The following is a 26,293-nucleotide window of genomic DNA, read 5'->3' on the forward strand; positions in this document are numbered from 1 at the left end:
GTGGGTTCATGGAACCGAAACCGGAAAGATTACAGAAAATATTAGCCGCCGCAGGGCTCGCCTCGCGCCGCAAAGCCGAGGAACTGATTGCCGCCGGAGTCGTCTCCGTGAATGGACATGTCATCACCGAACCGGGCACCAAGGCTGACCCGCGCCTCGATGAGATTCGCGTTGATGGCAAGCTGCTGCGCGGCCCCGAGCGCCACGTTTATCTCGCTCTGTATAAGCCCAAGGGCGTGATGACCACCGTGAGCGATCCCGAAGGCCGCCCCACCGTTATGGACCAGATCAAGGGTGTTGAGGAGCGCGTATTTCCCGTAGGCCGCCTCGACTACATGAGCGAAGGGCTCCTGCTGCTCACCAATGACGGCGATCTCATGGCGGAGCTGACCAAAGCAGGCTCGCACATCGCCAAGACGTACATGGTGAAGGTCAGCGGCAAGCCCACCGAAGAAGAAATTGACAAGCTGCGCGACGGCATCATGCTTCCGCCCGAGCCCGGACTCACAGGCGCTCGCGGCAAGAAGCAGCCGGGCGTCGAACGCCGCTCATTCGCCGTCCGAACTCAGCCCGCCGTCATCCAGCTCGCCGTTGATCAGGAAAACCCGTGGTACGAGGTCACGCTCACGGAAGGCCGCAACCGCCAGATCCGCCGCATGTTCGAGCAGATCGGCTATCACATTGAGAAAATCAAGCGCGTGCGTTACGGCTCTCTCACACTCGACCTGGAGCCCGGCGAGTTCCGCCATCTCAGTCCCAAAGAGGTCAACCAGCTTCGCAAGTCGCTTGAAACGCCGTTCAAGCCCAAGCCGCTCAAAGTAAAACGCAAGGACGACCGCCCCGAGCGCAAGCCCCGCGTTGACGCCGCGCGCTTCGTCAAGGGTCGTCGAGGCAAGCCCAGTGCCGATGCCGCCGCGCCGTCCTCGGCTGCCGCGTTCCGCGCAGACCGGCCTCGTACGGATCGTCCGCCCCGCCGCGAGTTTTCGGATTCAGGCGAGCGCAGCAATTTCAATCGTCCGCGCGGCCCCGAGTTCGATCGCGGAGAACGTCGCGAAGGCGGTTTCGGAGCCAAGCAGCCCTATCCTCGAAAAACCGGAGATTTCGGCCCCAAACGAACAGGCGATTTCGAAGATCGCCCCAAGCGTCCATTCGGTCGTAAGCCGGAAGGAGATTTTGACCGTAAGTCCGGTGGCTTTGGCCGCAAACCCGGCAGCAGCTTCGGTGCAGCCCGCGAGGGCGGTTACCAGAAGCGCGAAGGCGGTTTTGCAAAGCGCGAGGGTGGTTACCAGAAGCGCGAAGGCGGTTTTGCAAAGCGCGAGGGTGGTTACCAGAAGCGCGAAGGCGGTTTTGCAAAACGGGAAGGCGGTTTTGAGCGCAAGGGTTCGGATGAATCGCGCCAAAGGCGCAGCGGTCCAGGCAGCGCCAGCAAATTCGGCTTCACCCGGTTCACCAAGCCTAAGTTTGCCAAGCCCAGCAAGCATCGCGACCTCGGCAGCGACAACACTCACGAGTTCGAAGATCGCAAACCTTATGGTGACCGTCCTTACTCGAAAGAGCGCGGCGGTGGTTTCGAGAAGAAACCCGGGGGTTTCGCCGGGGACCGCAAATACTCTCGCGGCCCAGGCAAGCCTGGCCCCGCACGCGGCGAAGGCGAATTCGAACGCGGAAGCGAGTTTAAACCTCGTGGCGGCAATGATTTCAAGCGTCCCGCTGGCGGATTCAAGCGTGGTGGTAGCGATTTCAAACGCACTGGCGGCAGCGAATCCAACCGCGCGGGTGGAGACTTCAAGCGTTCAAACCGCGGTCCCAGCGCAGGAGGCTCGCGCCGTCCGTCGGGCCCGTCTCGTGGAGGGAGTAATCGGCGTGGTCCCTCGGGTCCGCCGCGGCGCCGTCCGGAATAGAATTAGCACTGCAATTTAACGAGGCACGTCATGGGTAAATTTGCGGATCTAGTGCCGGAGCGCGTTCGCGCTCTGGCCGCCTATGTACCCGGTAAGCCGATTCATCAGGCAGAAGTAGAATCCGGCTTGAAGATGATCAAACTCGGATCGAACGAGAACCCGTTCGGTCCTTCGCCCCTCGCCATCCACGCCATGGAGGCAGCGTCCCGCGTTGTACACCTCTATCCTGACAACGACATGGTTGCGCTGCGTGAGCGTCTTGCCGAGCGCCATGGCATCTCTTCCAACCAGCTCATCGTGACAGCTGGATCGACGAATCTGCTCGACATCATTGCGCGCACACTGCTCGGTCCCGGCCTTAACGCCATCACCAGCGAGCGGTCGTTTATCGTCTATCCCATCGTCACCCGTTCCGCAGGCGCGGAACTTCGTCAGGTACCGACGCGCAACGACGGTTACGATCTCGACGCGATCACCGATGCTATCGACTCAAACACCCGGCTGATCTTCATTGCCAATCCCAACAATCCGACCGGCACCATGATTCCCGCTGCCGAGATGGACCGCTTCCTCGACCGCCTTCCCGATAATATTGTGGTCGCATTGGACGAGGCCTATTTTGAGTACGCCGATTGGCTGGCGCGCGAGCGCGGCGTGGACTACACGCATGCACTCGATTACGTCCGGCAGGAGCGCAATGTAGTCGTCCTGCGCACGTTCTCCAAAGCCTACGGTCTTGCGGCCGCACGCGTCGGCTACGGCATGGGGCCGGCCGAGCTCATGAGCTACTTCGCGCGTCTGAAGACTGCCTTCATCGTCAACGGAGTTGCCGAAGCCGGAGCCCTCGCCGCCCTCGATGACCGTGAGCACTACGAGAAGTCGATGCGCAACAACTCCGAACAGCTTGCCTGGCTCACCCGACAGCTGCGCGAGATTGGCTACGATCCCATCGAGAGCTGGGGCAACTTCATCTACATTGAGACCGGAGAAGACGCCTCAGCCCTGGGCCGCCGCCTCCAAATGGAGGGCATCATCATCCGTCCGCTGACCGGAAGCTGGGGCGCACGCACTGCCATCCGCGTGAGCATCGGCTCGCCAGAAGAAAACCGCCACTTCATCCAAGCCCTAAAGAACGTCACTAAGGGTGCTCACGCTCGCTAAGAACGAGAATCACGAGGGTGCCCCATCCTAAATCTCGCTCTGCGAGTTTAGGGTGGGGTAGTTGCTTTTGCTCTTGCTGTTGCCTTTCGATTCTTTCCAGCACCCGCGTCAGTCTGACGCAGCGAGGCCGTCAATCACCAATCTATTTCTCGATCAACGCCAGCCTTGCCGCGCCATACAATCCACCATCACCGCCCAACGTGGCCCGAGTAATCACCGTCGTTCGCTGCTTCCCGTTTCGCCCCTTCCCATCTTCTGCCGTCGTGAGATCGAAAATGTAAGAACGCCGCCGAACCTCATGGAACATCGCCGGAGAGAATGCGTCCCACGCGCTCGACACGCCACCGCCAATCACGAACAGTTGAATGTTCATCGCGTTAATCATGCTGGCAATTGCCAGCCCCAAGGCTCTCCCCACGCGCTCGAAGACGCTCTTCGCCACGGTGTCGCCCGCCATTGCAAAATCATAAACAGCCCGCGAGTTGAAATCCTTCTCCGAGAGCGACTGCAACCGCGTCGCCGCGCCGCCCCTCATCGCCTCGCGCGCCATCCGCATCACGGCCGTCGCCGAAGCGTATTGCTCCACGCATCCATGGCTTCCGCACGGACAGGGATGCCCTTCCGGCTCCACATTGCAGTGGCCAAGCTCCGCGGCCATGCCATTCCAACCGCGCCACAGCTTGCCGTCGAGAATCAATCCTCCACCCACGCCGGTGCCTAGCGTGTACATGCAGAGGCTCTCCGCGTTTCGTCCCGCGCCGAGCCATTGCTCGCCCAGCGCAGCGACGTTGGCATCGTTTTCGAGAATCACCGAAGCCCCCAGTCGCCGCTCAATATCGCCCTTCACGTCGAAGTTCTCCCACCCGGGCAGGTTCGGAGACTTCACCACCTGACTCGTCTCCACGTCGATCAAACCTGGCACGCCTACACCGATGCCGCGCAACTCCAAGTTGCCGTTGTACTTCGTCCTCATCTCTTCGACGGCCCGCGTCAACTCCGTCACAACGTGCTCGCGCCCGCGAGACACTTCGGTCCCCAGAGTCGTTTTCGAGAGAAGGTTTCCGCTCTCATTTACTGCGGCGATCCTCAGGTTCGTTCCACCCAGGTCAACTCCAATCGCATAGGAGGGCATATCCGGCAGGCTTTCCTTTCCCATCTCGGCGGTTACTTCTGGCAATGCGGACAGTAATGACTGCTGCGTCCCGCAACCACCACCCGTTTGATGCTTGTGCCGCACACAAGGCAAGGCTCTCCCGTGCGCTGGTAAACCCTGTGCTGCAACTGAAACCAGCCATTGTCGCCGCTGGCATCCACGTAATCCGAAACCGAGGATCCACCGGCCGTGATCGCTTCGGCGAGTACCTCCTGGACGGCGTCGTAGAGACGCAACAACTCCGCCCGGGTAAGCGAAGCTGCACGCCGCCTGGGCCTGATCCCCGCACGGAACAGACTCTCATCCGCATAGATGTTCCCAATACCCGACAGCAACGCCTGATTGAGCAAAGCGCTCTTGATTGGCGTCTTGCGCCCCTTGAACATTTCCACGAAGCGCACGCGGTCTGCCGCAATCGGCTCAGCACCTGCCGCAGCAAACTCCGTACCCTCGAGCACCTGCAATTTGCCAAACCGCCGGGGATCGACAAACCGCAGTTCGCGTCCCGATGCGAGATTTGCAATCAGATGAGTGTGTTTCGCGACTTCCGCATCCGGATCGCATACCAGGCAGCGTCCGGTCATTCCCAGATGAATCACCCATTGCGCCGGCCCCGTTCTCGACTCCAGATCGCCAACCAGATGTTTCCCCACACGCCGGAATCCCACGATTTTCGCGCCCGTGAGCACCCTTGAAATCTCCGTCGCTGGAGACTTCAGCAGGTTCGATTTATCCCCAATCCAGACCTCTTCGATGCGATCTCCGGCCACTGCTTTTTGCAGGCCGCGAGCGATGGTTTCCACCTCGGGCAGTTCAGGCATGACGAAAAGTGTAACGCACCGCCACTCATCCGCCTCAGCGCTGAAACCTCCGACCGCCCGGAGTAGAATCATGAATCGTCACAGAAAGGGAATGCATTCATGGCCGATCATCTCCTGCTCACACACATTGGCGGCCCCACTGCCCTGATTGAATTCAACGGGGTTCGTTTCCTCACCGATCCGACGTTCGATCCTGCTGGAAGCGAATATCCCTCCGGCCCGGCCACCCTCCGAAAGCTCACTGGTCCTGCCATCAGCGCCTCGAGTGTCGGCCCCGTGGATTACGTGCTCCTCAGCCACGACCACCATGCCGACAATCTAGACCAGGCCGGACGAGCTTTTCTCTCCTCCGCAAAAGCAGTTCTCACAACCGAGATCGGCGCCACGCGGGTCGGCGGAAGCAGCATCGGACTGAAGCCTTGGCAGACTTACGACCTACCCGCCAAGAACGGCATCTACATCCGCGTCCTAGCCACTCCCGCCCGACACGGCCCTCCAGATATGGATCGTGGTCCGGTCATCGGCTTTGCCGTCTCGGCGGCAGACTCACCGGATCACGGGTTCTACTTCTCTGGCGACACCGTCTGGTACGAAGGTGTCGCCGAAGTCGCAACACGCTTCCCTGCTCGTGTTGCGATTCTTAATCTTGGAGCCGCGCGAGTGCCACAGGTCGGCCCGTTCCACCTGACCATGACTGCCGCTGAGGCGGTCGAAGCCGCACGCGCTTTTTCGGAGGCAGTCCTGGTGCCGTTGCATTTCGAAGGCTGGCAACACTTTTCCGAAGGCCGTGAGCAGATCGCACGAGAATTTTCCGCCGATGGCATCGCTGATCGGCTGCGTTGGCCGGAGCTTGGCCGCTCCATTCAGATAGACCTCTAGTGGATATGTTGGGTGACTGGTCGAGTAGTGCAACTTCCCCGTTTTGCGCTCGGGTGCGAATACGGTAGAATTTCTCGTACACAGCCTGGTCAGGAATCCTTCCGGCTCTCCGCCTGAGACTCTCAAAACGAATGCCTGTGTGCGCATTTCCGCAGCCCGTCTGCGTGTGTTTGGAGACAAGAGTGAGTAAAGCTAAAACCGCGGTCGTCCTCGGAGCCCAATGGGGCGATGAGGGCAAAGGAAAGATTGTCGATGTACTTTCGGACAACTTCGATGTTGTCGCCCGTTATGCTGGCGGACACAACGCGGGACATACCGTCACCATCTCCGGCAAAAAGTTTGTACTGCAGCTGATTCCTTGCGGCATCCTCCGCCAGGAATCCCAGGCCGTCATTGGCAATGGCGTTGTGCTCGATCCCTTTGCGCTCATGAAGGAAGTCAACACCCTTCGCGCAGCAGGACTTCAGGTCCAGGGTCCCGGAGACGACGGTGGGTCGCCGAACCTGTTCATCAGCAACCGCGCTCACGTCATACTGCCCTATCACCGCATGATCGAGCTCGGTGCTGAGAACGCGCCCGGCCGAGTGAAAATCGGCACCACTTCGCGCGGCATTGGCCCGACCTACGAAGACAAGATGGCGCGCCGCGGACTCCGCGTGGCCGACCTGCTGGACAAGCAGTTGCTCAAGAAGCATATCCAGAACGCCTGCCAGGAAAAGAACACCATCGCGCACGCGCTCTTCAACGGCGAAGCCATCGATCCAGATGAGATGTACGAGGAGTACGCAAAAATCTCTGACCAGATTGCTCCCTTTGTCGCTGACACCGCGCTGCTGCTCAATAAGGCCGTTGCCGCGGGCAAGAGCTTGATGTTTGAAGGTGCGCAGGGCACCATGCTCGACATCGATCATGGCACCTACCCGTTCGTCACCTCGTCCTCGGCGACTTCCGGCGGAGCCTCAATCGGCACAGGCGTTCCTCCAACTTCCATAGCCACTGTGATCGGCGTGACCAAAGCCTATTGCACCCGTGTCGGCGAAGGCCCGTTCCCCTCGGAAATTCACGGCGAACTCGGCGAAGTTGTACGCAAGAAGGGCAACGAGTACGGCGCCGTCACTGGACGCCCGCGCCGCTGTGGATGGGTCGACCTGCCGCTGCTGCGCTACTCCAACATGATCAACGGCACCGAGTGGCTCGTCGTGACCAAGCTCGACGTTCTGGATGAACTCGCCGAAGTCCCTGTTGTCGTTGGTTACAAAATCGATGGCAAGAACGTGGAAGAGATCCCCGCTCAGGATTCGGGCTATCGCAAGATCGAGCCGATCATTCACAGCCTTCCCGGCTGGCAGGAGAACACCTTCGGCACAACCGAACATGACAAGCTACCGAAGAAGGCGCAGGATTACCTCCGCTTCATCCAGAAGGAATCCAACGCGAAGATCGGCATGGTTTCGACCGGCCCTGACCGCGAGCAAACGATCTTTATCGATGAATTTTCTGCGATGCTAAAGGGATAGACTGGGATGATCGTACTCATCGTTCACATGACCGCGAAGCCTGACAAGGTGGAGGAGTTCAAGCAACTCCTCCGCTCCCTGACCGAGGAGACTCGTAAGGAACCAGGATGCCTGCAATACATCGCGCATCAATCCACGGACAATCCTCTCAACTTCGCATTTTACGAGCAGTACGTAGATGAAGCCGCGCTCGAAGCACATCGCAATTCACCGCACTTCGCGCGCTACGTGAAGGGCGGCATTGACAACCTGCTCGTCTCTCGTACGCGCGAACTCTTTACTCCCGTCATATAACTGAACAAGTGGCCCACTCGACGCGCTGTTCGTTGAGTGGAGTTGCGTCCTTTCCTGTTGTTCTTAACCCTTTCCCGCAGCTTGCGAATTCACCTCTCCTGCACAATCCACCCCCGTCCCTCGTGCTAGACTTCCTGCCTTGAAAGGGGATCAGAGGATGGACAACAATCGCCCAACCATCATTCCTTCGCTCACTGTAAAAAACAGTGACGAAGCTATCGCGTTTTATCAGAAAATATTCGGCGCGCGGCAGGCGGGCCCCATTATGCGGGGCAAGAACGGCCAAGTCATGCATGCCGAACTGATTTTCGGCGAGATGAAAGTCTTTATCAATGACGAGTTCCCCGAGATGGGAGCTCGATCGCCCGAACACTACGGCGGAACGTCGGTGATTCTCCAACTCACAGTGCCCGACTGCGACAAGACATATGCAGATGCGGTTGCTGCGGGTGCGGAATCCAAGATGGCGCCCTCGGACGCGTTCTGGGGAGACCGTTACGCCTATGTCATCGACCCGTTTGGACACGGCTGGGGCCTCGGAACTCCGAAAGAAAAACTCACTCCCGAACAGATTGAACAACGCATGAAAGAGATGGCCTGCAAATAGCAACCTTAGACCTTCACCCCACGTTCGCCTTCTCCGGCCAGCGTGGGGTCCTCGCTCAATGACTGTTACGCCGGTCAAAACGAAATCGACTTCACGGCGATGACGTCGCCCTTCATGTCTCCGTCCACATTGACTCTCAGGTGATCGTCTTTACTCGAGGCCTTGAGGAGCTTCAGAGCCTCGTCGTTCCCTTTCTTGTCAAACTTCAGATACCGTCCATCGCTCGTTTGAATCCCATAACCTGAGCGCGCGCACTGCAACGCACACTCACGGGTATGCGCGTCGGGATTGTTCTTCACCCGCGCGGCGCAGGAGCTATCCACCAGCGGCACATTCTTCCACGTCTCTGCATTAACCGCGACGCTCGATAACATGAACGCAATCACGAGAAGTCTCTTCATTACGTTCCTCCAGTCGTCCAACGTTTACGCAACAGCGCGCACTTTCGGATGACGGCTTTCTTCCGACGAATGCGCTAATCCAGCCCGCTCCCGAACCTCTGTCAGCTTCGCCAAAGCGAATGCCCCAAGTGAGATTTCGATATCCCGTACAGCGATATCAAAGAATGTTCCCTGGCTCACAAGGTTCAACGCGATTGAGATCAGCCACAACATAACCAGGTAGGCCGCGAACTTTGTAAAACGGGTCAGCACCAGCACTCCGGCGATAATCTCCACGACGCCCACCATGCGCATGAACGTTACTGCCTGCACATGCAGAAGCCGCGGCACAAGGGGATTGAGATACATCTCCCAATTCGTCAGCAGGTTCAAGTACTTGTCGAGCCCTGCAAGGATCGGCCCCGCCCCCAAGCCGATGCGAAGCACCCACCACGCGTTGTTCAGCCCACGATCGAATTCCATAACTTGCCTCCAGCGCATAGAGTCTGACCGCCGCAATTTGGTTACAACCGCCAAGATCGAATTCAGCTTCCTGGATTCGTGAACGGAGAATCGCTATGTAACCTTTTGCAGCCCACCAGACTCTATGTCTGCGAGGCGATGAATGAGTACCGTCCCAAATGCGACCGCAACAGGACAGCATGCATGGTCTGATGGGCAGTTGATCGATGCGGTGTTGGCTGGAACAACTTCCCTTTACGAAATATTGATCCGGCGCTACAACCAGAGGGTCTATCGTCTCGTGCGCTCCATCCTGCACGATGACAGCGAGGCAGAGGATGTGATGCAGGAAGCATATCTGCGCGCCTACAAAAGCCTCCGCTCCTTCGAACACCGCTCCAGCTTTTCAACCTGGCTGTCGCGCATCGCCGTGAACGAAGCACTCGCACGCATACGCGAAGGCAAGAACCTGGAGAGCTTGGATTTCTCGAACCCGCAGGAATTCAACACTCCACCAAGCACAACTTCCAACCCCGAGGAGGAGGCGTCATTGCAAGAGACTCGCACCCTGATCGAGCAAGGAATTCTCGCACTGCCGCAAACCTATCGCACCATACTCGTCATGCGCGATGTTGAGGAGATGAGCACCTCCGAAGCAGCCGACGTGCTCGGCGTCTCAGAAACCGTGGTCAAGGTTCGACTGCACCGCGCGCGTGCTTTGCTGCGCAAAGAACTCTACGTCCGAGCTGGCGCGACCAGCAGCACGGCATTCCAATTCTTTGCGCCACGCTGTGATCGTGTCACGGGCAATGTCATGCGACTTATCGGCAACGCTGGTTGATCTTTCAGCATCAGCCACGCGCTCGCGTGTAAGATGATGGTCGCAATGCGATCTCTTCACTTATCATCTGAATCGTTCCGCAGGCTTGCGCACAAGATTAGCGATTTCGCGGCCGACTATCTTGAAAAGCTTCCCCAGCTACCGTCGTATCCCCACGGCATCAGCGGCCAGCGAACGGAAGCTCTTTTCAGTAGCGATATCCCGTGGGATGGAGTAGGTCCCGCGGCACTCGATGCGCTGCCCTCCATCTTCGAACATTCGCGACCCGCTTCGCCTCGCTTTTTCGGATACGTTTTCGGCTCGGGTGAGCCGGTCTCCGCACTCGGAGATTTTGCAGCAATCGTTTTGCACCAGAACGCCACAGCCTGGCGCTCCGCCCCATCGCTTGTCACCCTCGAACGCACGGTTGTTCGCTGGCTTGCCGGCGCCATTGGCTGCAAGGGTTTCAGTGGAAGCCTCACTCTCGGCGGTTCCTCGGCCAACCTCATGGGCTTGTGCATGGCGCGCGAAGCGAAGGCACCGGCAAATGATACCGGTGTTCGCGGCGGAGTGATCTACTGCTCAACGGAAGCCCACATGTCGATCGCCAAGGCCGCGGCTCTGCTTGGCCTCGGCCACAACTCCATCAGGCTGATTCCGGTTGATGATGCATTCCGCATGCAAACCGCAAGACTTCGCGAACTGATCGAGCAGGATCTGCGCGACGGCAAGATGCCCATCGCAGTTGTCGGTAGCGCCGGAACCACCGCCACGGGCAGCATCGATCCACTCGAAGCAATTGCCGACATCTGTAAGGAATTCAGTCTCTGGATGCACGTTGATGGAGCCTACGGGGCGTTCGCCGCGCTCGCCATTCCGGATGCTTTTCGCGGCATCAACCGCGCGGACTCCCTTTCGCTCGATCCTCACAAATGGCTCTATCAACCTACAGGATGTGGCTGCCTCCTCTACCGCGACCCTGCTGCCGCGCAACGAGCCTTCTCGCACTCGGGAGACTATGCGCGCTCGCTCACCAATGATCCTGTCGAGGGTTTCTGTTTCTTCGAGGAATCTATTGAATTGTCGAGGCCTGCTCGCTCTCTCGAACTTTGGCTTTCATTGCGATACCACGGTCTGCGCGCATTCCAAAAATCTATTGCCGAAGACCTGCACCTCGCGCAAGTGCTCGCCAATGCCATCACGCATGATTCACAGCTCGAATTGCTTGCGCCCGTTGCGCTCAGCGCCGTGTGCTTCCGCTACGTTGGGGGGCCCGGTAATCTGGATCAACTGAATCGCGCAATCCTCGACCGGGTGGTGCGCCGCGGAAAGGTTTACATCTCCAACGCCAACATCCACGGACAGTTCGCATTGCGGGCCTGCGTCGTGAATCACCGGACAAAAGAGGAAGACGTGTTGCTGGTCGTCAGCGAAGTCCTTGGCGCCGCAAAAGAAATCCTCGCCTGAAAAGAGAAAGTCCCACATCCATCGCGGTGTGGGACTTTTCTAGTTCAACAAACTGCTAACAACTACTTCGCCAGTTCGTATCCCGAGAAGAAGAAGCTCAGCTCAAAACGCGCAGTGTCTTCTGCATCCGAACCATGCACGGCATTCTTTTCGATGCTCTCGGCATGCTTCTTGCGGATCGTGCCCTGTTCGGCATTGGCCGGATTCGTGGCACCCATCAGCTTGCGCCAGTCGGCGATTGCGTTCGATTTTTCCAATGCCAGCACAACCACCGGACCCGAGGTCATGAAGGCGGCCAATGAATCAAAAAATGGCTTGCCGACGTGAACTGCGTAGAAAGCTGCGGCCTGGGCCTTCTTGAGATGCAGCATCTTCATTCCGATGATGCGGAATCCGTTTCCTTCAATGCTGGCGATGATGTCGCCGGCTGCGCCCTTGGCTACCGCATCGGGCTTCACGATGGCAAGTGTACGTTGCAAAGTTTCCATAATCTTCCTGAATTGTCCCTGACAGAGTCGTATCGTTATGGCGCGTGCGGCTGACTTCATAGCCAGCCGCACACTGCCCATATCAGCTTATCAGTTTCGGATTAGCGTTTTGCACCCAGTGCTTCCACCAGGGTCTCGCCTAGCAGAGCCGGAGTTTTCACGATGTGCACGCCTGCAGCTTTCAGCGCCTTGAACTTTTCTTCCGCCGTGCCCTTGCCGCCGCTGATGATTGCTCCCGCGTGTCCCATTCTGCGTCCCGGAGGCGCGGTCTGTCCCGCGATGAAGCTCACCACTGGCTTCCGCACATGCGCCTTGATGTACTCTGCCGCGGTCTCTTCCGCAGTTCCGCCGATCTCGCCGATCATGATGATCGATTCGGTCTCCGGATCCTCGTTGAACAACGACAGTGCATCGACGAAGTTCGTTCCAATGATCGGATCGCCACCGATACCGATTGCCGTTGACTGCCCCATTCCGAGCTGCGAAATCTGGTGAACAGCCTCATACGTCAGCGTGCCCGAACGCGAGACAATGCCCACATTTCCCGGACGGTGAATGTTCCCCGGCATGATGCCGATCTTGCATTTTCCGGGCGAGATAATGCCCGGGCAGTTCGGTCCAATCAGCCGGGACTTCTTGCCTTCCATGTAACGCCACACTTCCACCATGTCACGCGCCGGAATGCCTTCCGTGATGCAAACAATCAGCGGAATCTCGGCCTCCACCGCTTCCAGAATAGCTTCGGCTGCAAACGGTGGCGGCACAAAGATCACAGTGGCATTAGCACCAGTCTCGCGCACCGCGTCCTGAACAGTGTCAAACACGGGCCAGCCTTCATGCTTGGTCCCGCCCTTTCCCGGCGTCACGCCCCCTACAACCTTGGTTCCGTAATCGGCACATGCCTTGGCGTGGAACGTGCCTTCGCGGCCGGTGAGGCCCTGCACGATCAATCTCGTATTCTGATCTACAAGTATGCTCATTGCTTACCTCCCCGCCGCTGCGGCTACAACCTTCTCCGCCGCGTCCTTCATGGTTTTTGCCACAATGAAATTGAAGCCACTGGCCTGCAGGATCTCGCGCCCCTTATCGACGTTCGTTCCTTCGAGTCGCAGAACGATTGGAAGTTGAATGTTCGTCTTCCTCGCGGCTTCCACAACGCCGTTGGCCAGAGTATCGACCCTGAGAATGCCGCCAAAGATGTTGATCAGCACTGCCTTCACGTTCTTGTCTGCCAGCAGAATCTCGAATGCATGCGTGACCTGCTCGGCATTCGCGCCCCCCCCTACGTCGAGGAAGTTGGCAGGCTCGCCGCCAGCGAACTTGATGATATCCATGGTCGCCATGGCCAAACCTGCACCGTTCACCATGCAACCAACCGTGCCGTCCAGCTTGATGTAGTTCAGGTTGTACTTGCTGGCCTCTACTTCGAGCGGATCTTCCTCTGTAATGTCGCGCAGTTCCTTGATGTCCGCATGACGATACAGAGCGTTGTCGTCGATATTCATCTTGGCGTCGAGCGCGAACACCCGTCCGTCGGTCGTCGTGATGAATGGATTAATCTCGAACAGCGAGGCGTCCGTCTCCTCGTAGGCCTTGTAGAGCGCCATCATGAACTTCGCCGCTGGCCCAATCAGCTCCGGTTTCAGTCCCAGCTTGAACGCAACCTTGCGCGCCTGGAACGCTCTGAATCCAATCGCCGGATCGATGTACTCCTTCACGATCGCATCGGGATTCTTGGCAGCAACTTCCTCAATTTCCATGCCACCCGCTCGTGAGGCCATGAACACCGGGCGCGAAACCGCGCGGTCGAGCACAATGCCCAGATACAATTCACTCGCGATCGGCAACGTTTCCTCTATCAACAGCCGATGCACCTTCTTGCCCTCGGGCCCGGTCTGGTGCGTCACCAGCTGCATGCCCAGGATCTGACCGGCGAGTTCGCTGGCCTGCTCATACGTCTTCGCCAGTTTCACACCCCCCCCCTTACCGCGGCCTCCTGCGTGAATCTGCGCCTTGACCACGATTCCGGTCGCGCCGGCGCTCAAAAGATCCTTGGCCGCGCGCTCTGCTGCCTCACGCGACTCAACCATGATGCCTCGAGGCACCGCCACCCCATATTTCGCGAGGATTGCCTTTGCCTGGTACTCGTGAATTTTCATATTTGAATTCTCGTTCGTGAATTCTTACCGCAGGACGGCGCGAGCCTTCGCTCGCAGTTGCAGACAGACGCACCCCAACGCACATCCACCCGCGACGTTACTTGTTCTTGAAGCAACCGGCATCTAAGGACCGGTCACGATTAGAACTTGTGATTATATTCGGCAGCTTTTAAAGCACAAAGAGGATTCGGAGGCATAGAAGCTTTCAATCTCACCTTCAGACGTGACATACATCACAGGCAGCACTGGTCCCGAGTTGTACGATTGAAAATGAAAACGGTTTTCATTTTCATACAGCAGCCGTAGTCGCCGGAGTCGCCCCTATGTCCCGTTCCGCAATAACCCGCAGTTCCCTCTTTCTCGCGATCTTCATTTTACTTTCGACGCTATTCATGTTTGCCGCCAATGACCATGCGCCAAAACTCCGCGGACAAGTCTCAGATCCTTCTGGCGCGGTCGTTCCCGGAGTGAAAGTAAACGCACGCAATCTTTCCACCGGCGCCATTGTCGAAGGCACGACGGGTTCCGAAGGCAGCTATTCAATTGAGCTCCCCGCCGGGCATTACGACGTTAATTTCAGCGAGTCCGGATTCCAGCAAGCTACGCGCCGCGGAATCGACCTGACCTCCGGCACCGACGTCGCACTCAACCTACAACTTCAGCTCGAGACCCAGACCGAATCCATGAGTGTCACAGTCGAAATGCCCGGTGTCGAGACGACCAGTTCGCAGATCGGCGAAACGATCACGGCCGAAAAGATGACGGCCGTCCCGCTCAACGGCCGCAGCTTCACCGACTTGCTCGCCATTCAGCCCGGCGTCATCCCCGCCAGCTCCGCGCAGCCTAATGCAGTCGTCATGTCGGGATGCACGAACACGCCTCCTTCCGGCGACCTAAATCCCGGCAATCTCTCCGTCAGCGGACAGCGCGAGACAAGCAACGGATTCGCCCTCAACGGTTCCGACGTAGAAGAAGACTTCAATAATGGCACCGCCGTGGTTCCCAATCTCGATTCAATTCAGGATTTCAAGGTCATCACCAGCAACTTCGACGCCGAGTACGGCAACTTCAGCGGCGGACAGGTTCTAGTCACCACCAAGTCCGGAGGGAATCAATTTCACGGCAGCGCCTTCGAGTTTCTTCGCAACACCGCGCTCGACGCTCGCAACTACTTTGCCACTGACCGCGCCAGCTACGAACGTAATCAGTACGGTGGAACCTTCGGAGGCCCCATCCGCAAGGACAAGGCCTACTTCTTCCTCGATTACCAGGGCACCACGATGACCCAAGGTCAGGAAACCGGAAACATCGCCGTCCCCAGTGATGCTGCCCGCTCCGGCAACCTCGCCGACCTCTCCTCTCAACTCAACGGAACTGTCAGCACCACCTACTGGGCCAATCAGCTATCTGCAAAGCTCGGTCAAACGGTTGTGGCTGGCATGCCGTATTACACGGCGGGATGCACGGACACTTCGCAGTGCGTCTTCCCTAACGCCAAGATTCCCACTTCAGCTTGGTCAGCACCTGCCTCGAAGTTGCTCGCCTACATCCCACGCGCGAACGTCGCGTCAAACCTCTTCTCAAACTCAACGCAAAATGAAACTCTCGGCGATAACAAGGCTGCGGCTCGCTTCGATGTCAACACTCGGCTAGGCAATCTGTCCGCCTACTACTTCATTGACCAGTACACGCTCGATAATCCCTATCCCGTAGCGCAAGGTGGAGCCAATGTTCCCGGCTTCAACGCCGTCTCCAACGGACGCGCCCAGCTCATCAGTCTCGGACTCACGCACACCATTGGCGCCAACATGGTCAACGAAGCGCGCTTCAGCTATATGCGAGATTCCAACGTCATCGGCAAACCAGCAGGGGGCGTCGGCCCGTCTCTCGCATCACAGGGCTTCAAGGAATGCTCCGGAAGCGATGACAACTGCCTCGGCATCGTGCCGCTCAACAAAAGCACTGAGGGCATTGAGAATGTGGCTTTCAACGATTTCACCATTGGAGTTGACGTCACCGGGGAGCGCCAGGTCAACAACACCTTCCAGTGGAGTGACAATCTCTCGCGCATAATCGGCAATCACACCCTCAAGTTCGGAGCCAGCTTCCACCTCGACCAGGTCAACATCGACTCGAACTCCATCAACAACGGATCGTTCGTATTTAATGGCACCGAGACCGGCTCCGATTTTGCCGACTTCCTGCTAGGAGTAGCCAGCACCTACGAGCAGGGCGATGCCAGCCCCTTTTACATCCGCAACAAGTTCATCGGAGCCTTCGCGCAGGATAGCTGGAAGGTCCGCCCAAACCTCACGCTCAACTATGGCCTGCGTTGGGACGTGCTCCCACCCTGGCGCGAGAAGTACAACCAGCTACAGACCTTTGTTCTGGGACAGCAATCACTCGTTTATCCAGGCGCGCCAAAAGGCATGGTCTTCCCCGGAGACCCCGGCATTCCCTCCACCCTCGCTCCCACCAAGTGGGATAACTTCTCCCCACGCTTTGGCCTCACCTATTCACCCAACTTCAGCGACCCCGTCCTCGGCAAGATCTTCGGTTCCTCCGGCAAGAGCAGTATTCACGCCGGCTTCGGATTCTTCTACTCGGCGTTTGAAGGACTCTCTGCCGGAATCATGAGCGCCTGCGCTCCTTACGGCTATGACTACGACAGCACCAGCGGACACCCCAAATTGGATGAGCCATTTGTCTCCGCCATGACCGGCCTCAGCAATGGACAGCCTTATCCGTCGCCCATCCCAGCCTTCGGAGCCTCGGCCTCACACCCCAATAACTCGGTGGACTGGTCCAAGTACAACCCCATCACCGGCGACCCCGCGTTCTACTACCGCAACACCTCGCCCTACACCGAGAGCTACAACCTCTCCTTCGAACGTGAACTCGCCCGCGACACCGTCCTCAAGCTTGCCTACGTCGGCTCACAGGCTCACCACCTGTTGGCACTCACCTCGGCCAATCCCGGCAACGCCGCACTCTGCCTCAGCGTCAGCCAGCAGAGCCAGGTCGCCCCGGGCACTCCCACCTGCGGCCCCTTCTCCGAAGGCGGTGTCTTCACTCGTGCCGACGGATCGACCGTACAGGTGCGCGGCCCCTTCACTTCGTCCTTCGACGGCATCACCTACCAGAAGACCATCGGCTTCTCCAGCTACAATTCCTTCGAAGCCACCCTGCGCCATAACAGCAAATCGCTCGACGTCATGGCCTCCTACACCTATGGCAAATCGCTCGACTCATCTTCGAGCCTCTCCGAGCCCGTCTATCCAATGGGTGCAGCAATGAACAAGGCGGTCTCCGCCTTTGACCTGCGTCATAACTTCGTCGTCAGCTATCGCTACGCGCTTCCGCTGGACCGCCTCGTCTCGAAGCCAAACCGCTGGACTACTGGATGGTCCGTCTCGGGCATCACGCGCTTCGCCACCGGATTGCCAGTCACGCTCTACAACAACACCGACAATTCCTTGCTGGGCACCATGCCCAACGGCATCAACAACAATGGCGTTGACACTCCCTACTACACGCCGGGAAACCTCGCCATTAACCACGATCCGCGCCACACCGTGGCAGGCCAGCCGCAGACTGCCTTCAACACCTCATTGTTCTCCGTGCCCGCGCTCGGAACCCTCGGCAACGCACCGCGCCGCTTCTTCTACGGCCCCGGACTTGAGAACTTCGACGCATCCCTGCAGAAGGAAATTGCGATCACCGAGAGCAAGATCCTTCTGCTCCGCATGGAAGCCTTCAACGTCTTCAACCACGCGCAGTTCTTTGGCGCCGCTGCCGTCAACGGCAACATCAGCAGCATCGGTTTCGGACAAATCGTCAACGCAATGCCGCCGCGCCAGGTGCAGCTCGCAGCCAAGTTCACCTTCTAACCCTCACAAACGCGAGGCCTCGCCCGTCCTGGACAAACAGGACGGGCTTTTTTCTTTTACTTGTTGGGGTGCGTAAGACAGGGTGTGCGCCGTTTGCGTGTAACTTAGCGAAGCCCTCCACCAACACGCAGAAGCTCACCAGTAACCCACTTTGAATCATCCGAAGCAAGGAATGTGGCGACCGTCGCGATATCATCCACCTCGCCAACACGTCCGAGCGGAGTTTCAGAAACAGCACCTTTCTCGAATTCGGATCCGATAAAGCCCGCTGCTCGAGCCCCTTCTGTGTTGACCATGCCGGGGTTGATTGAGTTCACGCGAATTTTGCGGGAACCAAGTTCATTCGCCAAGACCCCGGTGATCGCATCTACAGCGCCCTTCGTGCCTGAGTAAACTGCGCTCGCTGGAGGCGTCAGGCTACTGACGACTGACCCGATGTTGATGATGCTGCCGCCTTCTTTCAGATGTTTCACCGCGGCCTGGGTCGTGAGCAAAAGGCCAAGCACGTTCACGTTGAAGATCCTGCTGTAGTGATCCTCTGTAATGCTTTCGATCGGGAGGAACTCATATATTCCTGAGTTGTTCACGAGAACATCGAGGCGGCCAAAGTTCTTGATCGCCGCATCGATAATGCTCTGTGCATCCGCGGCTTTAGAGACATCGCCGCCCGCGGCAACGGCCTTTCCGCCAGCCGCCTTAATCGACTCGACCACCGCATCGGCGCCAGTCTTGCTTGAAGAGTAGTTGACCACAACAGCTGCGCCTTCAACCGCGAGGGCCTTTGCAATGGCGGCTCCGATTCCTTTGGATGCGCCGGTAATAACTGCGACTTTGCCTGTAAGCTTACCCATTTCCAAACTCCTCATCTCACTACCGCAGATTTCGAAGTCTCCGGAGACCACGACTCCGGCGACTTCTACATGGGTCAGTAGATGGGAAAATCCAAACAAACGATTCATTAGTTCCGAATAAATGAACTATTGAACATCGCGACCGGAATGGTTACTCTTACAACATGCGTCCCCTGTTCCATCCAGCTCTTGAGGACATCACGGTAGAAGGAGTCCTGCACGCGCTTTCAGATCCGGTGCGAGTAGCAATCTTTGCTGACATCGTCGCGCAAGGCTGTCCCCAGAACTGCTCGAACTTTCTGAACGTCAGCAATCATGCAATCCCGAAATCTACACTGTCGCAACATTTCAGAATTCTGCGTGATGCTGGCCTTATCCGAAGCGAGCGCCACGGCGTGGCTATTCGCAACGTCTCACGTTGTGCGGAACTGGATAAGCGGTTCCCAGGTTTGATTCAGGCAGTCGTAAGAGCTCATTCCATCCAATCGGCAGAAAAGGCACCCACAAAAAAGGCTGCTACTCGGGGAAAGGCAAAGGCTCGGTAAAGTTTGTTTAGAGTAGCAAAAAGCCCCACCCATCCGTGGGGCGTTCGCGTTCTAAGCTACGATTACACTGCTTTCGCTGCTTTCGCTTTCTCCGCCATCCTCTCAATACGCTTCTGAAGGACTGCCACTCGCTTCTTCGCTTCTGGCGACGCATTCACGACCTTCTCCACTCCGGCCAGAAATGCGGGATTCTCCATCTCCTGCCGAATCCTCTTCAGGTATGGCTTGAACTTCGCATACACGTAAACCATCTCGCCATTCCATGTAAAGAATAGTCCGGGATGAACCACTCCATTTAGCACGAGCGAGGCCGCATTCTCCCAATACGAAAGCACCTGCCGCGCCCACGCATTCTCCTGCGTTCCCAGAGCGCGAACCAGCTTCAGCACATCCTCATCGCCCTGCGGATGAAATTCGTAATTTACGAAGTTGCGGGCCTTGCGCATCTCCGTTTCGCGCCTCAGTTCATAAAGCCTCATGCAGAGATCGGCATCCGCCGCTGTCGCCTTTCCTACTCTAGCCATCTTTTAGGAATCCTCCTGGAATCTGCTCTCATTATCCTCCGTGAGCAAAGCCCTGTGTACCGATTGCGCAAAACGTGGCTATTCAAAAATGAGACACCGTTGGCTCCTTCTCCAGTCCCCTGACTTTCGGCTCTGGACCAGATGACGGAGCCAACGTTGGTACGAGATAAAGCGAAGGTAGTGGTTTCCTTACCTCTTACCTCACTGCTGCATTGTGCTTCTTCCGGTTGATGTTCCTGCTCGCCCGATTTTGCTCACGATTTAGCTTCGCCTGCTCGGCCTTCGTCAGATGCCCACCATTCTTGGCCATGTCGCGCTTTTCTTCACGCACGATGTGCTGTTGCTGACGTTCTAACCTTGCGGCCTCACCCGGAGTCAGTTGACCGCTCTTCATTCCATCGGCGATACGATTCTGCTGGTTCTGTTCGCGTGCGTTCACTTCATTCACTCGCGGATGCCCCGGATCGATCTTTCCCGGGCCTGCAGCTTGCGTGTTGGGGTTCTGGGCATAGCTCGAGACGGTCAACATGCCACTCAGAGCCAGGGTTGCGATTGAGAAAAGCAGTGTACGTTTCATGCAGCTATAAACGTTCTTACCTCTCCAAAGTTGCGAAACTATATTTCTTCTTTCCGAAGAAACTCTCCCGCACACCTCGGGTTTAAACTTCACCCCGCTCGCCTGCGTACTACATCCTGCGCGGTACAATAACGACTATGGATCTGCACGCGATTCAGCAAGCACTTCAAGAGCAAAACTTCGACGCCTGGCTCTTTTACGACCACCACCATCGTGACGAAATCGCCTACTCCATCCTTGGACTCCCCGCGCTCCACGTCACGCGCCGCTGGTTCTATCTCATCCCGGCCCACGGAGAGCCCATCAAACTCAACCATCGCGTTGAACCCCGCCACCTCGAATCGCTCCCCGGTGTGCAACACCACTACGGAGCCTGGCGCGAGCTGCACGAGAAGCTTGCCGCGATCCTCAAGCCCTATAAGCGCGTTGCCATGCAGTACTCGCCTAATAACGACATCATGTACGTGTCGCTCGTGGACGGAGGCATGCTCGAGCTAATTCGCGGATTCGGCGTCGAAGTCGGCTCTTCCGCCGATCTAGTCTCCCGCTTCGAGGCGACGCTCACCGAAGAGCAGATCGCCTCGCATTTCGCCGCTCGCGACTCCATCGACAAGATCATGGCCGCTACGTTTCAGGAAATCGGACACCGTGTTCGCAACGGCGGATGGGACGAGTGGGGAGTGCGACAGTGGATTGGCGAAGCGTTTAAGCGCGAAAACCTCGTCACCGACGACCTGCCAATCGTGGGAGCCAATGAAAACGCTGGTAATCCGCACTATGAGCCGACCGCCGACCTTCATCGCCCCATACACAAAGGCGACTTTGTCCTTCTCGACATGTGGGCCAAGAAGAACGCTCCCAACGCCGTTTACTACGACATCACCTGGACCGGCGTTCTCGGCGAGCCTTCGCGTCAGCATCAGGAAGTCTTCCGTATCGTGCGCGACGCCCGAAAAGCCGGAGCGCAGCGCGTCATCGATGCCTTCGCCTCCGCCACGCGCCTTGAGGGCTGGCAGGTGGATGAAGCCACTCGCGCCGTCATTGACCGCGCCGGTTACGGCGACTGGTTTGTTCACCGCACCGGACACTCCATCGGCACCAGCGTCCACGGCAATGGCGCCAACATGGACAACCTTGAGACCAAGGACACCCGACAGATTCTGCCGAATACGTTATTCTCAGTAGAGCCGGGAATATACCTGCCCGAGTTCGGCGTACGCAGTGAAGTGGATGTTCTCGTGCACAACGGCGCTGCCCAGGTCACAGGAAAGCAGCAGGAAGAACTAGTTATCATCTAGCGAACTCGCGGAATGGGTTCCCACCGCACCGATGATTTGGGAACCGAAGTTTTGAAACGGAATTCATGGCCAACGAAAAGACAATCGCAAACGCAGCACCGCAAGCCGGCATGATGCCTGTCATCGCCCCGCTCGCCGGATGGCTCGTCCCCGGCGCTGGACACTTCATGCAGAAGCGCTGGATTCGTGGCGTGCTCATCTTCCTCAGCGTCACTATCATGTTTTTCAGTGGACTCGGCATGCAGGGCAAGGTGTACGGCTTCAACCTCGGAGACCTGCTCGACATGCTCGGCTTCGTCGGCGATTTCGGCAACGGCCTGCTCTACTTCATCGCCCGTTCCATGGATTGGGGCCAAGGAGCCATCTTCCGCGCCACCGCTGATTACGGCACCAAGTTCATCGTCTGCGCTGGCCTCCTCAATGTGATCGCCGCCATCGACGCTCACCATATCGCGATTGGGAAGAAACAATGACGCTCAACTTTTCTCACTTCACTGCCGCGCTCATCTTCTCGATCTGCGCCTCAACTGTTTTCGGCATTACTCAGCGCGACAACACGCGCCAGATGATCCGCTACGGCCTCTATTGCTTCGCCTGGTTCATCGGCGGAGTCTTCGTTGCCTCATGGGTCATGTGGTTCCTCAAGCGCTAACTACCTAAGCACATCAGAATCTTGGGTGCTCCACCCTTAAGCTCGCGCCTTTCGAGTTTAGGGTGGGGTAGTTGCCCTTGCCCTGGCCTTGCCTTCGCCCCTGAGGTGCATCCTGAGCAGAAGGCAAAGGACACCAGCTTCCTTCTGCGTCACCTCCTCCGACACAGGTCATCTACCTCCAATCCCGAATCCCATTCTGAACCCGCTCTCTCCAACGTACATACCTTTTGAAACCCCCGCCCCCGCTAACTCATCCATCACGGTGGAGGATTCAATACAGATGGCAACCGAAGTCAAAGCGCTGGCATTCGAAGTTCCCGCCCTCACATATGCCTATGAAGCGCTCGAGCCCTACATCGACGCACAGACAATGCACCTGCATCACGACAAGCACCATCAGGCCTATGTGGATAACGCCAATGCCGCCATTGAGAAGGCGCCCGAGTTGAAAGGCAAGTCTGCCGAAGAGATTCTGAAGAACCTCGGATCCGTTCCTGAGGCGGTCCGCACCGCCCTGCGCAACAACGCAGGCGGACATGTCAACCACACAATGTTCTGGAGTATCATGGGCCCGAATGCCGGCGGGCAGCCTACGGGCGCCATCGCCGACGCCATCAAGAAAACGTTCGGCGATTTCGCTCAGTTCCAGGAAAAGCTCAACGACGCGGGAGTCAAGCAGTTTGGCAGCGGCTGGACTTGGCTTGCCCTCGGACCCAGCGGCCTGCAAGTGCTCTCCACGCCCAATCAGGACAGCCCTCTCTCTCAGAGTCTTTACCCGATCATGGGTAACGACGTCTGGGAGCACGCCTACTACCTCAAATACCAGAACCGCCGCGCCGAATACCTCAAAGCCTGGTGGAACGTAGTCAACTGGGCTGAAGTCAACAAGCGCTACGAAGCCGCCCTCAAGAAGTAGATCGACACACTTCGATCCATTTGCGCCCCGTCCTCACGGACGGGGTTTCTCATTTAGCCATCGGCGCGTGTGATCGCACCTATCGTAGCTTCGCTCTCTGTGGCTTGCTCCTTGCCGTTGCCTTTGCTCTTCCGGTGTCATCCTGAGCGAAGGACCCTGCCCCTGCATCTCCCGTTTATCGCGAAAGGCCTCCGCATCTGCCGCTCCAATGTAATTTCTTTGTCATCGCCGTTCCGTCTTCTTCTTCGCGCCGTAACATAAGACTATGCAGCCCACCGACCAGAGCATCGGAGAAGAGATCGCCAACAGCATTTCCCATGGCATTGGCGCCGCGCTTTGCATCGCCGGACTCGTCCTCCTCATGCTTCGCTCCGTTTCCGCGGGCAGCCCGCGCATTGTCACCTCGTGCGCCATCTTCGGAGCGTCGGCCATCATTCTCTACCTGACTTCGACGCTCTATCACTCTCTCAGCTACACGCGCGCCTACCGCGTCATGCGCTCGCTCGATCACTCTTCCATCTACCTGCTGATCGCGGGAACGTACACGCCCGTCACGCTCATCGGCCTCGGTGGCGCGCTTGGATGGACGCTCTTTGCCATCGTCTGGACCTGCGCTCTGATCGGTGTTGTCATCAAGACCTTCGCCACCGGGCGTTTTGAAGTTCTCTCCACTGCCATGTACCTCGCCATGGGGTGGACAGCTCTTTTCGCCATCAAATCCATCTATGTTCTGCTCGCGCACCCTGTTTTCGCGCTGTTACTTGGTGGAGGTTTCTGTTATTCCGCCGGAATCCCCTTCTACGCCTCCAAACGGCGATACATGCACTTCATCTGGCATCTTTGGGTGCTCGGTGGCACTGCCTGCCACTTCGCAGCCATCTACCTTCTGATCCGCTAACAGAAATGACCGCCTTTGGATATTCGAAACCTGCAAATTGTTGCGCATCCTTTGCCTGAAGCGTTCCCAACTGTCCTGTCTTTCTGATAATTTTCTTCGACCTGCCGAAACGTTCATCTACTCACAAATTGTTCTCCGCCCGCCTGACACTTGGAACAACACAGCGTATATCGCAGTCATCCAAGCTCCTCGATGTATTAACTTCACTTGCAGGTCGTGGCAATGCGAATCTCTCCGATTAAGAACGGTTCAATACTGCTGTTCACTTCGTCCTTCTTGATTCTTGGTTTAGCTGCTTGCGGCACAGGCACTAGCAGCACCTCCCCTGGCGCGGGAGGCGGAGGTACGGGAGGCGGCACGGGTGGAACCAGCGTATCGAGCATTGCCGTCGCGCCCAGCGCGCCCAGCATTCAGGTGGGCAAGACGCAGGCATTCACTGCCAGCTGCACCATGTCTGACAGTACGAAGCAGGACTGCACCAGCACCGTAAGTTGGAGCAGCAGTAGCACCAACATCGCCACCATGAGTGGAGCGACAGCGACGGGCGTTGCCGCCGGCTCCAGTAACATCACGGCCCAGAGCGGTAACGTCACTGGCTCCACGACGCTCACCGTCACCACGCCTGCCAGCTCGCATGTCATCAATCACATCATCTTCATGGCGCAGGAGAACCGTTCCTTTGACAGCTACTTCGGCATGCTCAACGCCTATCGCGTAGCCCGCGGCCTGCCTGCCGATGTCGATGGGCTCCCCGGTGCCGAAACTGGCACGCCAGTTCCCGATTGCACAAATATGGTTGCCTGCAACAAGGGCTTCACCACCAAGACGCCCATTCCCGTCTTCCACTACATCACCGCGTGCACCGATAACCTCAGCCCGTCCTGGAACGAGAGCCACATCGATTTCAACGTTTCGAACTTCACGTCTATGACGCCAAAGAACGACGGCTTCGCTTACACTGCGGGTGGCTTCGCCCACGGCAACGGCCTGTGGGACATCGACGGACAGCGCGCCATGGGTTACTACACCGATCGCGAGCTCCCCTACTACTACTTCATGGCTACACAATTTGCTACCTCTGACCGATTCTTCGCTCCCGCTCCGACGCGCTCGCAGGCAAACCGCATGTATCTATTCGCTGCCACTTCTGCGGGGCACGCATATCAACCCACCTCTCAGCTTTCAGCGAAAACGATATTTGAAGAGCTGCAGAACGCTGGTATCAGCTGGAAGATATATTTCTCCGATTACAATCTGAGTGGAACTCCCGACACTTACTTCACCTATTTCAGTAGCTTCAGCAATCTCTCGCCTGGGCACTTAGTGCCGCTCACCGAGTATTACTCCGATCTGCAAAATGGGACGTTACCGCAGGTTGCAATGATCGAAGGCGGCTATGAACTCGGGCTGGACGAGCACCCTGAAAATAATGTGCAGGATGGAGCCCGCCACGTTTCTAAGATTATTGATGCTCTGATGACGAGCAATTCATGGAAAGACTCCGTGTTCATCCTGACCTATGACGAGGCGGGAGCACTTTACGATCACGTCGCGCCAATGCTTCCCGTCGTAAACCCCGATGGGCTGAAGCCTCTGGATCTCAACGCTACGACAAAGGACATCTGTCTCAACACACCAGACGACCCAGCCTGCGACTTTACGCGCACTGGATTCCGCATGCCCGTGCTGGTGGTATCGCCTTTCACCAAGCCTCACTACGTTTCACACACGCCAATGGACAGCACCGCAATCCTCAAGTTTATCGAGGATCGATTCAAGGTTCCCGCTCTTACAAAGCGTGATGCGGCGCAAGCTTCAATGGATGAGTTCTTCGACTACACCAACGCCCCTAATCTCGCGCCGCCCACTCCCCCGGATCAGCCCGGCCGAGATTGCGATGGCATCGTAGCCAGAAAGTGCAATTCCACCGCTACGATGTCCGTAGCCCCTTGCTACAAGGACCACTTGCCATAACAGCCGTCGCAACAAATCAGGGGTGAGCTCCAGCTCACCCTTTCTACTTTCTAGGTGTC

The 26,293-nt window shown here is 57.5% G+C and carries 26 protein-coding genes; 16 read left to right on the forward strand and 10 right to left on the reverse strand.

The annotated features are described in order from the left end of the window. Positions 1-8 precede the first annotated feature (8 nt). Both AC6IY8_RS10290 and hisC read left to right on the forward strand, forming a co-directional pair. Positions 9-1,901: a pseudouridine synthase gene (locus AC6IY8_RS10290; protein ID WP_497774353.1), complete on the forward strand. Its 1,893-nt coding sequence runs from the start codon at positions 9-11 to the stop codon at positions 1,899-1,901. Positions 1,902-1,931: 30 nt separating this feature from the next. Continuing rightward, entirely contained in the window at positions 1,932-3,062 is a 1,131-nt protein-coding gene (hisC, locus tag AC6IY8_RS10295) for a histidinol-phosphate transaminase (protein ID WP_497774354.1), read from the forward strand. Positions 3,063-3,204: 142 nt separating this feature from the next. On the opposite strand, the gene AC6IY8_RS10300 is transcribed toward hisC, so the two are convergent. Both AC6IY8_RS10300 and mutM read right to left on the reverse strand, forming a co-directional pair. Continuing rightward, entirely contained in the window at positions 3,205-4,218 is a 1,014-nt protein-coding gene (locus AC6IY8_RS10300) for an ROK family protein (protein WP_497774355.1), read from the reverse strand. 8 nt (positions 4,219-4,226) lie between these two features. Then, entirely contained in the window at positions 4,227-5,108 is an 882-nt protein-coding gene (mutM, locus tag AC6IY8_RS10305) for a bifunctional DNA-formamidopyrimidine glycosylase/DNA-(apurinic or apyrimidinic site) lyase (RefSeq protein ID WP_497774356.1), read from the reverse strand. Positions 5,109-5,135: 27 nt separating this feature from the next. Between mutM and AC6IY8_RS10310 the strand changes: the two genes are divergently transcribed. The 4 genes from AC6IY8_RS10310 to AC6IY8_RS10325 all read left to right on the forward strand — a co-directional run bounded on the left by AC6IY8_RS10310 (position 5,136) and on the right by AC6IY8_RS10325 (position 8,333). Beyond that, a complete protein-coding gene (locus tag AC6IY8_RS10310) occupies positions 5,136-5,915 on the forward strand; it encodes an MBL fold metallo-hydrolase (RefSeq protein ID WP_497774357.1) in 780 nt (259 codons plus the stop codon). Between the two features lie 182 nt (positions 5,916-6,097). Next, positions 6,098-7,432, forward strand: a complete 1,335-nt coding sequence (locus AC6IY8_RS10315; protein WP_497774358.1) for an adenylosuccinate synthase — start codon at positions 6,098-6,100, stop codon at positions 7,430-7,432. Positions 7,433-7,438: 6 nt separating this feature from the next. Continuing rightward, a complete protein-coding gene (locus AC6IY8_RS10320; RefSeq protein ID WP_497774359.1) occupies positions 7,439-7,726 on the forward strand; it encodes a putative quinol monooxygenase in 288 nt (95 codons plus the stop codon). 157 nt (positions 7,727-7,883) lie between these two features. Continuing rightward, positions 7,884-8,333, forward strand: a complete 450-nt coding sequence (locus AC6IY8_RS10325; protein ID WP_497774360.1) for a VOC family protein — start codon at positions 7,884-7,886, stop codon at positions 8,331-8,333. Between the two features lie 74 nt (positions 8,334-8,407). Here AC6IY8_RS10325 and AC6IY8_RS10330 read toward each other — a convergent pair whose 3' ends face one another. Both AC6IY8_RS10330 and AC6IY8_RS10335 read right to left on the reverse strand, forming a co-directional pair. Then, entirely contained in the window at positions 8,408-8,734 is a 327-nt protein-coding gene (locus tag AC6IY8_RS10330; protein ID WP_497774361.1) for a hypothetical protein, read from the reverse strand. Positions 8,735-8,758: 24 nt separating this feature from the next. Further along, positions 8,759-9,196: a hypothetical protein gene (locus tag AC6IY8_RS10335; RefSeq protein ID WP_497774362.1), complete on the reverse strand. Its 438-nt coding sequence runs from the start codon at positions 9,194-9,196 to the stop codon at positions 8,759-8,761. A 142-nt stretch (positions 9,197-9,338) separates the two neighbouring features. On the opposite strand from AC6IY8_RS10335, the gene AC6IY8_RS10340 reads away from it, so the two are divergent. Together AC6IY8_RS10340 and AC6IY8_RS10345 are read left to right on the forward strand one after the other, a co-directional pair. Beyond that, on the forward strand, positions 9,339-10,016 hold the full coding sequence (locus AC6IY8_RS10340) for an RNA polymerase sigma factor (RefSeq protein ID WP_497774363.1): 678 nt from the start codon (positions 9,339-9,341) through the stop codon (positions 10,014-10,016). A 45-nt stretch (positions 10,017-10,061) separates the two neighbouring features. Continuing rightward, positions 10,062-11,462, forward strand: coding sequence for a pyridoxal phosphate-dependent decarboxylase family protein (locus AC6IY8_RS10345; RefSeq protein WP_497774364.1), 1,401 nt, complete (start codon positions 10,062-10,064; stop codon positions 11,460-11,462). Positions 11,463-11,524: 62 nt separating this feature from the next. On the opposite strand, the gene ndk is transcribed toward AC6IY8_RS10345, so the two are convergent. The 3 genes from ndk to sucC form a co-directional block, all read right to left on the reverse strand. Next, complete coding sequence (gene ndk / locus AC6IY8_RS10350) at positions 11,525-11,950, reverse strand: nucleoside-diphosphate kinase (RefSeq protein ID WP_497774365.1); 426 nt, start codon at positions 11,948-11,950, stop codon at positions 11,525-11,527. A gap of 101 nt (positions 11,951-12,051) precedes the next feature. Next, the gene (sucD, locus tag AC6IY8_RS10355) at positions 12,052-12,930 is read right to left on the reverse strand and encodes a succinate--CoA ligase subunit alpha (RefSeq protein ID WP_497774366.1); all 879 of its coding nucleotides are present in this window, start codon (positions 12,928-12,930) and stop codon (positions 12,052-12,054) included. A 3-nt stretch (positions 12,931-12,933) separates the two neighbouring features. Continuing rightward, positions 12,934-14,109, reverse strand: a complete 1,176-nt coding sequence (gene sucC, locus AC6IY8_RS10360; protein ID WP_497774367.1) for an ADP-forming succinate--CoA ligase subunit beta — start codon at positions 14,107-14,109, stop codon at positions 12,934-12,936. Between the two features lie 323 nt (positions 14,110-14,432). Between sucC and AC6IY8_RS10365 the strand changes: the two genes are divergently transcribed. Beyond that, the gene (locus tag AC6IY8_RS10365; protein WP_497774368.1) at positions 14,433-17,999 is read left to right on the forward strand and encodes a TonB-dependent receptor; all 3,567 of its coding nucleotides are present in this window, start codon (positions 14,433-14,435) and stop codon (positions 17,997-17,999) included. Between the two features lie 104 nt (positions 18,000-18,103). Here the strand turns inward: AC6IY8_RS10365 and AC6IY8_RS10370 are convergent, their stop codons facing one another. Beyond that, positions 18,104-18,850, reverse strand: a complete 747-nt coding sequence (locus AC6IY8_RS10370) for a glucose 1-dehydrogenase (RefSeq protein WP_497774369.1) — start codon at positions 18,848-18,850, stop codon at positions 18,104-18,106. 164 nt (positions 18,851-19,014) lie between these two features. Here AC6IY8_RS10370 and AC6IY8_RS10375 point away from each other — a divergent pair, with 164 nt between their 5' ends. Then, the gene (locus AC6IY8_RS10375; RefSeq protein ID WP_497774371.1) at positions 19,015-19,395 is read left to right on the forward strand and encodes a helix-turn-helix domain-containing protein; all 381 of its coding nucleotides are present in this window, start codon (positions 19,015-19,017) and stop codon (positions 19,393-19,395) included. 62 nt (positions 19,396-19,457) lie between these two features. Here AC6IY8_RS10375 and AC6IY8_RS10380 read toward each other — a convergent pair whose 3' ends face one another. Next, the gene (locus AC6IY8_RS10380) at positions 19,458-19,919 is read right to left on the reverse strand and encodes a DUF4760 domain-containing protein (protein ID WP_497774372.1); all 462 of its coding nucleotides are present in this window, start codon (positions 19,917-19,919) and stop codon (positions 19,458-19,460) included. 196 nt (positions 19,920-20,115) lie between these two features. Next, on the reverse strand, positions 20,116-20,496 hold the full coding sequence (locus AC6IY8_RS10385) for a hypothetical protein (RefSeq protein ID WP_497774373.1): 381 nt from the start codon (positions 20,494-20,496) through the stop codon (positions 20,116-20,118). A 137-nt stretch (positions 20,497-20,633) separates the two neighbouring features. On the opposite strand from AC6IY8_RS10385, the gene AC6IY8_RS10390 reads away from it, so the two are divergent. From AC6IY8_RS10390 to AC6IY8_RS10415, 6 genes are all read left to right on the forward strand, one after another. Next, on the forward strand, positions 20,634-21,794 hold the full coding sequence (locus AC6IY8_RS10390) for a M24 family metallopeptidase (protein WP_497774374.1): 1,161 nt from the start codon (positions 20,634-20,636) through the stop codon (positions 21,792-21,794). 65 nt (positions 21,795-21,859) lie between these two features. Continuing rightward, on the forward strand, positions 21,860-22,267 hold the full coding sequence (locus AC6IY8_RS10395) for a DUF6677 family protein (protein ID WP_497774375.1): 408 nt from the start codon (positions 21,860-21,862) through the stop codon (positions 22,265-22,267). Next, positions 22,264-22,446, forward strand: a complete 183-nt coding sequence (locus AC6IY8_RS10400; protein ID WP_497774376.1) for a hypothetical protein — start codon at positions 22,264-22,266, stop codon at positions 22,444-22,446. Before AC6IY8_RS10395 ends, AC6IY8_RS10400 begins: the two co-directional genes overlap by 4 nt. Before the next feature lie 301 nt (positions 22,447-22,747). Next, entirely contained in the window at positions 22,748-23,362 is a 615-nt protein-coding gene (locus AC6IY8_RS10405) for a superoxide dismutase (RefSeq protein ID WP_497778624.1), read from the forward strand. A gap of 265 nt (positions 23,363-23,627) precedes the next feature. After that, positions 23,628-24,260 carry a PAQR family membrane homeostasis protein TrhA gene (trhA, locus tag AC6IY8_RS10410; protein ID WP_497774377.1) on the forward strand — a complete coding sequence of 211 codons (633 nt, stop codon included), beginning with the start codon at positions 23,628-23,630 and terminating at the stop codon, positions 24,258-24,260. 222 nt (positions 24,261-24,482) lie between these two features. Then, positions 24,483-26,234: an alkaline phosphatase family protein gene (locus AC6IY8_RS10415; RefSeq protein ID WP_497774378.1), complete on the forward strand. Its 1,752-nt coding sequence runs from the start codon at positions 24,483-24,485 to the stop codon at positions 26,232-26,234. The last annotated feature ends 59 nt before the right edge of the window (positions 26,235-26,293 follow it).

The organism is Koromonas soli (genome assembly GCF_059726265.1).